Annotated in this window: 4 protein-coding genes; 1 reads left to right on the top strand and 3 read right to left on the bottom strand. The window is 70.0% G+C overall.

What is annotated here, in order from left to right:
* A partial coding sequence (locus AC1DXK_RS29385) for an adenylate/guanylate cyclase domain-containing protein (RefSeq protein ID WP_477299604.1) occupies nt 1-605 on the bottom strand: 605 nt, incomplete at its 3' end.
* Nucleotides 606-1,342: 737 nt separating this feature from the next.
* Between AC1DXK_RS29385 and AC1DXK_RS29390 the strand changes: the two genes are divergently transcribed.
* Entirely contained in the window at nt 1,343-2,896 is a 1,554-nt protein-coding gene (locus tag AC1DXK_RS29390) for a DEAD/DEAH box helicase (protein WP_457107712.1), read from the top strand.
* Between the two features lie 624 nt (nt 2,897-3,520).
* Here the strand turns inward: AC1DXK_RS29390 and AC1DXK_RS29395 are convergent.
* Both AC1DXK_RS29395 and AC1DXK_RS29400 read right to left on the bottom strand, forming a co-directional pair.
* On the bottom strand, nt 3,521-5,683 hold the full coding sequence (locus AC1DXK_RS29395; RefSeq protein ID WP_477299605.1) for a molybdopterin-containing oxidoreductase family protein: 2,163 nt from the start codon (nt 5,681-5,683) through the stop codon (nt 3,521-3,523).
* Nucleotides 5,684-5,820: 137 nt separating this feature from the next.
* A partial coding sequence (locus tag AC1DXK_RS29400; RefSeq protein WP_477299606.1) for a tetratricopeptide repeat protein occupies nt 5,821-7,098 on the bottom strand: 1,278 nt, incomplete at its 5' end.

Consider the following 7,098-nt stretch of genomic DNA (forward strand, 5'->3'; position numbering starts at 1 on the left):
GGAGGCGGGGGCGGAGCCGGCTGGCTCGCGGCGGGCGGCTCGTCCGCGTCCTCCTCGTCGTCGTCGGGCGGCGCCAGGCTTTGGACGGCCTCCGCCGAGAGGGCGAAGACGCCGATCGGGCGCGCGATGTTCTTCAGGTCCAACTTGCCCCGGTCCTCGAAGCGGTAGGGGACCTTGTCCCGCACCTGTTCGTGGACCGAGCGCGACACGCACAGGCCGCCGGGCTCCGACAGGGGCTCGAGGCGCGCCGCCACGTTGACGCCGTCGCCGAACAGGTCGCCATCCGGCTGGGCGATCACGTCGCCGACGTTGATCCCGAAGCGCAGCCTGAACCGCTTCTCGTCCGGCAAGGCCGGCTCGAACCCGGCCATCGCCCGCTGGATGGTGATCGCGCAGGCGACGGCCCGCAGCGGGCTGGGAAACTCGACCAGAAGGCCGTCCCCCATCGACTTCACGATGCGGCCTTGCGCGTTCTTGATTGCCGGATCGGTGACGTCGCGACGGAGCACTCTGAGGCGCCGGATCGTACCCGCTTCATCGGTGCCCATCAGCCGGCTGTAACCGACGATATCGGCCACCAGGATAGCCGCCAGACGCCTCGCCATCGCCTTTTTCGCCTTGCGCTCCGGACCCTGAACGTGGCGCCTCGTTGCGGCAATCATAGCATGACGGCGATCCGGAAACGCAAGTCCGGAACGGGGATGTTCTGTCTCCGAGGCTGACGTGCGCAGCGACACTGAAACGAGATCAGCATTGACGCATCTTTACTTCTTCCTCAGGCAGGGAGGCGACCGATGTTCAAGCATGTGGCCGTTTCAATAAAATGTTTGTCCCGTAAATTTCTGGATCTGAGAAATCTGCACCGCTTCGATTGCAGAGATCTGGAAGACATCGGGCTGGATCCCGGAGATCTCATCGCCCGCTCGGGGCGGTCCTGCCGCAGTCTCAAGCACCATCCGTCCTGGGACGACGAGGGGAGACACCGGAAATGCGCCGGCCCCGCGTGGTTCTGCTGACCCCGGCCGCAGGCCGGCCGACCCGTGGCGGAGCGTTTCGGTCCGGGACCCGGCCCCGACGGGATCGCAAACCTGCCGCGCATTGACTTCGCAGGCGCACATCGTCATATCGGCGGTGCAGCGTCAGCGGCCGTCACGGCCCGCTTGAGGGGGCTGCGTGACGGATCGGACGCCTACCGGCGTGATCCGGCCCCCCTCTTCATAACGTGCATGCACCCGGGCCGCCCCATCACGCGGGCTGCCCCCTGCCAACGGACCGACCCGAACACGGCACCGCTCGCGAAGCTGCGAGGGGCCAGGCCGGTCCTGCTGCATCGGATACCTCCTTGACCCAATTCACCGATTTCGGCCTCGCCCAGCCCGTCCTGCGGGCACTCAGCGAAGCCGGCTACGTCACGCCGACCCCGATCCAGGCCCAGGCGATCCCGCCGGCCATGCAGGGTCGCGACCTCTGCGGCATCGCTCAGACCGGCACCGGCAAGACCGCGGCCTTCGCGCTGCCGATCCTGCACCGCCTCGCCCTCTCGGACCGGCGCGCCCCGCGCCGCGGCTGCCGGGTGCTGGTGCTCTCGCCGACCCGCGAACTCGCCAACCAGATCGCCGAATCCTTCTCGGATTACGGCCGCCACCTGTCCTTCACCAACACGGTGGTGTTCGGCGGCGTCACCATCAGCCGCCAGGAGCGCGCCCTGGCGCCCGGCGTCGACATCCTTGTCGCCACGCCCGGCCGGCTGATCGACCTGATCGAGCGCCGGTCCCTGACCCTCGACGGCGTCGAGATCCTCGTCCTCGACGAGGCCGACCAGATGCTCGACCTCGGCTTCATCCACGCCCTCAAGCGCATCGTGAAGATGCTGCCCGAGAAGCGCCAGAGCCTGTTCTTCTCGGCGACGATGCCGAAGAACATCGCTGGGCTGGCGGCGCAGTACCTCGCCGACCCGGTTCAGGTCGCGGTGACGCCGGTGGCCACCACGGCCGAGCGCGTCGACCAGCAGGTGATCTTCGTCCATACCGGCGCCAAGCAGGCGCTGCTCGGCCATATCCTGCGTGATCCGGCCATCGAGCGCGTCCTGGTCTTCACCCGCACCAAGCACGGGGCGGATCGCGTGGTGCGCGGCCTCGACAAGGTCGGCATCGCGGCGGCGGCGATCCACGGCAACAAGAGCCAGCCCCAGCGCGAGCGGGCGCTGGCCGCCTTCAAGGACGGCGACTGCCGGGTTCTGGTGGCCACCGACATCGCGGCCCGCGGCATCGACGTCGAGGGCGTGAGCCACGTCATCAACTTCGACCTGCCGAACGTGCCCGAGAGCTATGTCCACCGGATCGGCCGCACCGCCCGGGCGGGCGCGGACGGGCTCGCGATCTCGTTCTGCAACGACGAGGAGAAGGCCTACCTGCGCGACATCGAGCGCATCACCCGGCAGAAGGTGCCGGTTGGAGGCTTCCCCGAGGGCTTCACCCCGCCCTCGCGCCAGGAAGCCGCCGAGATCGCCCGCGAGGAGGAGCGCCGGCCCGAGCGTCAGCAGCAGCGCCCCGGCGGCGGCCGTCAGGGCCAGCGGCCCCGGCAGCAGCAGGGTCGTCCCCAGCAGGGACAGCCCGGTGGCGGCCGTGGCTTCGGCGGCCAGGGTGCGCCCCGTCAGGGCCGCCCCCAGGAGAGCCGGGTCGATGCTCGCGGTGACGGCCGCGGTCCCGGCCCGCAGGGCCGCGAGGCCCGGTCGGACCGGCCCGCCCCCGCCCGGCCCCAGGGCGAGCGCCCGAGCCAGGGCCGCCCGATCCGGGACGCTCGGCCCCAGCGGGCCGATGCGCGTCCGCGCAGCAGCGGCGGCGGCGGTGGCGAGGGCCGCAACATCGGCTGGCTGGAGCGGGCGCCCCGCTCCTGAGATCGGCGTTCAGGCCGCCCGGGACGGGTCCGTCCCGGGCGGCCTTTTTATGGTTGATGGCCGGTTCGGTCGTTGGTGCCCCCGTCCCTCGCCGGGCAAGCCGGCGGTGACGCCGCGCAGGTGAAACCCGAGACGCTGGGCACGCGGGTGCGCAACGCGGTGCGAAACCCCGACCACACGCGGCTACCCGGCATGTCCGCCCGCGTCGAGCGCGCGACCGGCAGCACCGAACCGGTGGTGCCGGTTCCGGACGACGCAGTCTCGGACACGGGGACGCGCCGGGTCATGGCCATCATGGCGGGGCGCCGGCTCGGGGAAGATGCAGCGTGTCGCGCCGCACCGATGATAAGCCGAACGGTCTCCGCGATCCTCCTCACCCGGATCGTGAATCTCTCCGTTTCCGCACCGATGGACAGCCGGGGTCTGCCCGCGACCGAGGCGAGAGCCCAGCCAGCCGGATGGTCCCGCCGGCGGCGGAGCGCCGATCCCCTCCCCGGATGACGGCTTCGCCGTCCTCGCGGGCGCACCGAAGCCATCCGGCTGGCGCCACATCCGTGGATATAGCGCTGCCCAGGTTCACCGCGCTGCGCGCGATCACGCGGTGGGTCACACCGCGCGAAACGGTTAGTTCGCCCTCGCGACCTCGACGAGGTTGTCGGAGAACGAGGGCGCGTGGCCCATGTCGGTGAAGGCGCCGGACGAGATGCTGTTGACCGTGCCTTCGTTGAGCTGACGCCAGTAGCCCAGCGTCGCCACGACGATGCCGGCCTTCACGTCATCGGTGATGCGGGCCACGCCCTTGAAGGCGCCGCGGTCGTTGGCGACCTGAACCTTGTCACCATCCCGGATGCCGCGAGCCTCGGCGTCGTGCGGGCTGATCATCACGAACTGCTCGCCCTGGCCCTTCTGCTTGTCCTCCATGTTGGCGTAGCAGGAGTTCAGGAAGTAGTGGCTTTTGGGCGAGACGATGTTGAGCGGGTAGCGCTTGGCGAGCTCGGGATCGTTCGCGTGCGACTCGCGCGGGCCGAGGTAGTCCGGCAGCGGGTCGAGGGCCTCGCCGGGCTGGAAGCCCTCGTACATCTGCCGGAACGGCGGGGCGACGAAGTTCGTGGCGTCCTCGACCTTGAGCATGCACTTGCCGGTCGGCGTCGGGAAGTTGCCCTCCCGGTGCGGGGCGCGATCGTCCGGCGTGCCGACCTTGAGGCGGGCGAAGCCGTGCTCGCGCATGTAGGCGAGGTCGATGCCCTCGCAGGCCGGCGCGTTCCAGTCGACGTAGTGCTCAAGGCACTCGCTGTCGCTCCACTTGAAGTTCTCCTCCTCGTAGCCGAGCCGCGCGGCGAGCTTCCGGAAGATCTCGTTGTTCGGGATCGCCTCGCCGGGCGCCTCGGCGCACTTGGTGTTGTAGGTCAGGTAGAGGTGGCCCCAGGAGAGGATCATGTCCTCCATCTCGGCGCCCATGGTGGCAGGCAGCAGGATGTCGGCGTAGGAGGCCGTGTCCGAGATGAAGTGCTCGGCCGAGACCATGAACAGGTCCTCGCGCATCAGTCCCTCGACGACCTTGTCGGTCTCGGGGGCTTGCGTCACCGGGTTCGAGTTCCAGCACATCATCGACATGATCGGCGGGTCGAGCTTCATCTCGCCGGTGAGTGCCCGGCCGATCTGCAGGTTCGAGACGACCCGGGTGCCCTCCGGGATCAGGTCGGGCCGGCAGATGACGTCGAACTTGTACGGGTGCTCCCAGACGCCGAACTGGGTGATCCCGCCGCCGACATGGCGCCACGCGCCGGTGAGCGCCGGGATGCAGGCGACCGCCCGGATGGTCTGGCCGCCGCCGTAGTGGCGCTCCAGAGCCACGCCGATGCGGATGCCCACCGGCTGCTCGGTCGCCATTTCCCGGGCGAGCTTGCGGATGTCGTCGGCGGAGACGCCGGTGATCTCGGCGGCCCATTCCGGCGTGCGGTCCGCGGCGCGCTCCTTCAGCTCCTCGAAGCCGACCGTGTGGTTGTCGACGTAGTCCTGGTCGACGAGGCCCTGCGCGATGATCGAGTTGATCAGCGCCATGGCGAGCGCGCCATCGGTGCCGGGCTTGGGGGCAATGTGCCAGTCGGCCGCCTTGGCGGTGCGCGACGAGTAGGCGTCGATGACGACGACCTTGGCGCCCTTCTTCTGGGCGTCCTTGACGATGGCCCAGTGGTGCAAGTTCGTGCTGACCGAATTGCAGGCCCAGATCACGATGTACTTGGAGTGGATGTAGCTGTCCGGGTCGAGGCCCGCCGTCGGCCCGACCGTGAGCAGCCAGGCCGTGCACGAGCCCTCGCCGCAGAAAGTGCGCTCGGTCACGGTGGCGCCCATGCGGTTGAAGAAGGCGTCGCCGCCGTTCAGCCCGTGCACGAGGCCCTGGTTGCCCAGGTAGCTGTAGGGCGCGATGGCCTCCGGCCCGTACTGGTCGATGATCGCCTTCCAGCGCGACACGATGGTGTCCAGCGCCTCGTCCCAGGTGATGYGTTCGAACTGCTTCGACCCCTTCGGCCCGACCCGCTTCATCGGGTAGAGCAGCCGGTCGGGATGGTAGTGGCGCTTCTCGTAATCCTTGAGCTTCACGCAGAGACCGCCGCGGGTCATCGGGTGATCCGGGTTGCCGCGCACGCCCTGGAGCTGGCCGTCCTTGACGTCGAACAGCATCGAGCAGGTGTCGGGGCAATCGTGCGGGCAGCCTCCGAAGAACGTTTCCGTCAGGCTCTCCGCCTCGGCGACGATCAGGGAGTCCGGCTTGACGATCTCGTTCATGGTTCCTCCGCAGTCGGGCGCGAGCCTCCCGCTATTGTGCAGGCTTGTCGGCGCAGCGCAGGTTCAGCCTATATCGAAAAGAAGAAAACTTCTAATCCACCACACCACGGGGAAGCTCTCGTGGGTGCCGCCCGGGCTCAGTTCTCCGGCAGGCCAGCCTGGCGCAGTCCCTCGTAGAGGCGCGCGCGCTGGGCGAGGAAGGTCGGATCGTCGGAGGTCAGGCTTCGGTAGCGGGCGAGGGTGTAGCCCGGCCGCAGCCTGAGGAACTCGGCGAGGGAGGCTCGTGCCTCGGCCTCCCGGCCGAGCCGCGCGAAGGCGCAGGCGAGATAGAGGTGCGGGAAGTCGAAGCGCGGGTTCACGGCCGCCGCGCGGCGCAGCGGCTCGATCGCCGCCTGATCCTGCCCGAGATGGAGCTTGGCCAAGCCGTCCCGGGCGAGCCACGCACCGAGCAGGGGATCCTTCGGGCTGAGGCGGACGGCAGCGGCGATGTCGCGCTCCGTCTCCTCGGCCCGGCCGAGGAAGATCTGAATGAGACCGCGATAGGCGTAGGCCCGGGCGAAGCTCGGATTCAGGGCGAGCACCCGGTCGAAGGCCGCGAGGGCGTCCGCGTAGCGCGCGCGGGCGCGCAGGGTCTCCCCCCGCAGGTAATGCGCGAAGGGTTGCGTCGGGTCGCCCTGCAGGACCGACGCGATCGCCTGCTCGGCCGTGTCGAGATCCGCCGTCCGCTCGGTCGTCCAGCCGTTCAGCACACCGTCGACCAGCACCTCGGCCAGCCCCAGGCGCGCATCGACATTCGCCGGATCGAGACCGAGCGCGCGCTCGAACAGCGGTCGGGCCTGGGCGTGGTTGTCGCGGGCGAAGGGCCGGTTGAGCAGCGCCTGTCCGCGCATGACCAAGTCCACCGCATCCGCCGGCTGGCCCGACCGGGACTGCGTGGCGGCCTCCAGGAGCCGCACGCCGAGGGCGCGGCCGACTTGGGCGACGAGGATATCCTGCGCGGCGCCGACGGCGGCCCGCGGTCCGTCGTAGCGATCCGCCCAGAGGGCAGCCCCGGTCTCGACATCGGTGAGCTGCACGGAAAAGCGCACCTGCTCGCCGCTCTGCCGCAGGCTGCCCTGCACGACGTAGCGCACGCCGAGTTCGCGACCGACGGCGCGCGGCTCGACCGGCCGTCCCCGGTAGGCCTGGGCCGTGCCGTGCGCGATCACGAAGGTGCCCGGGGCGCGGGCGAGGTCGGCGGAGAGATCCTCGGCGAGCTGCTCGGCGAGGTAATCTTGGTCCGCCTCGCCGCTCTGGTTCGCGAGGGGCAGCACGACCAGCGACAGACGCGGGCGCGCCGCCTCGCCCGGCCCGTCCGCCCGCTCGGATCCAACGAGCCGGGGCCAGGTCAGCGCCAGCCCCGCGGCGGCGAGGAG

It is taken from the genome of Methylobacterium sp. P3_A11, from assembly GCF_056403155.1.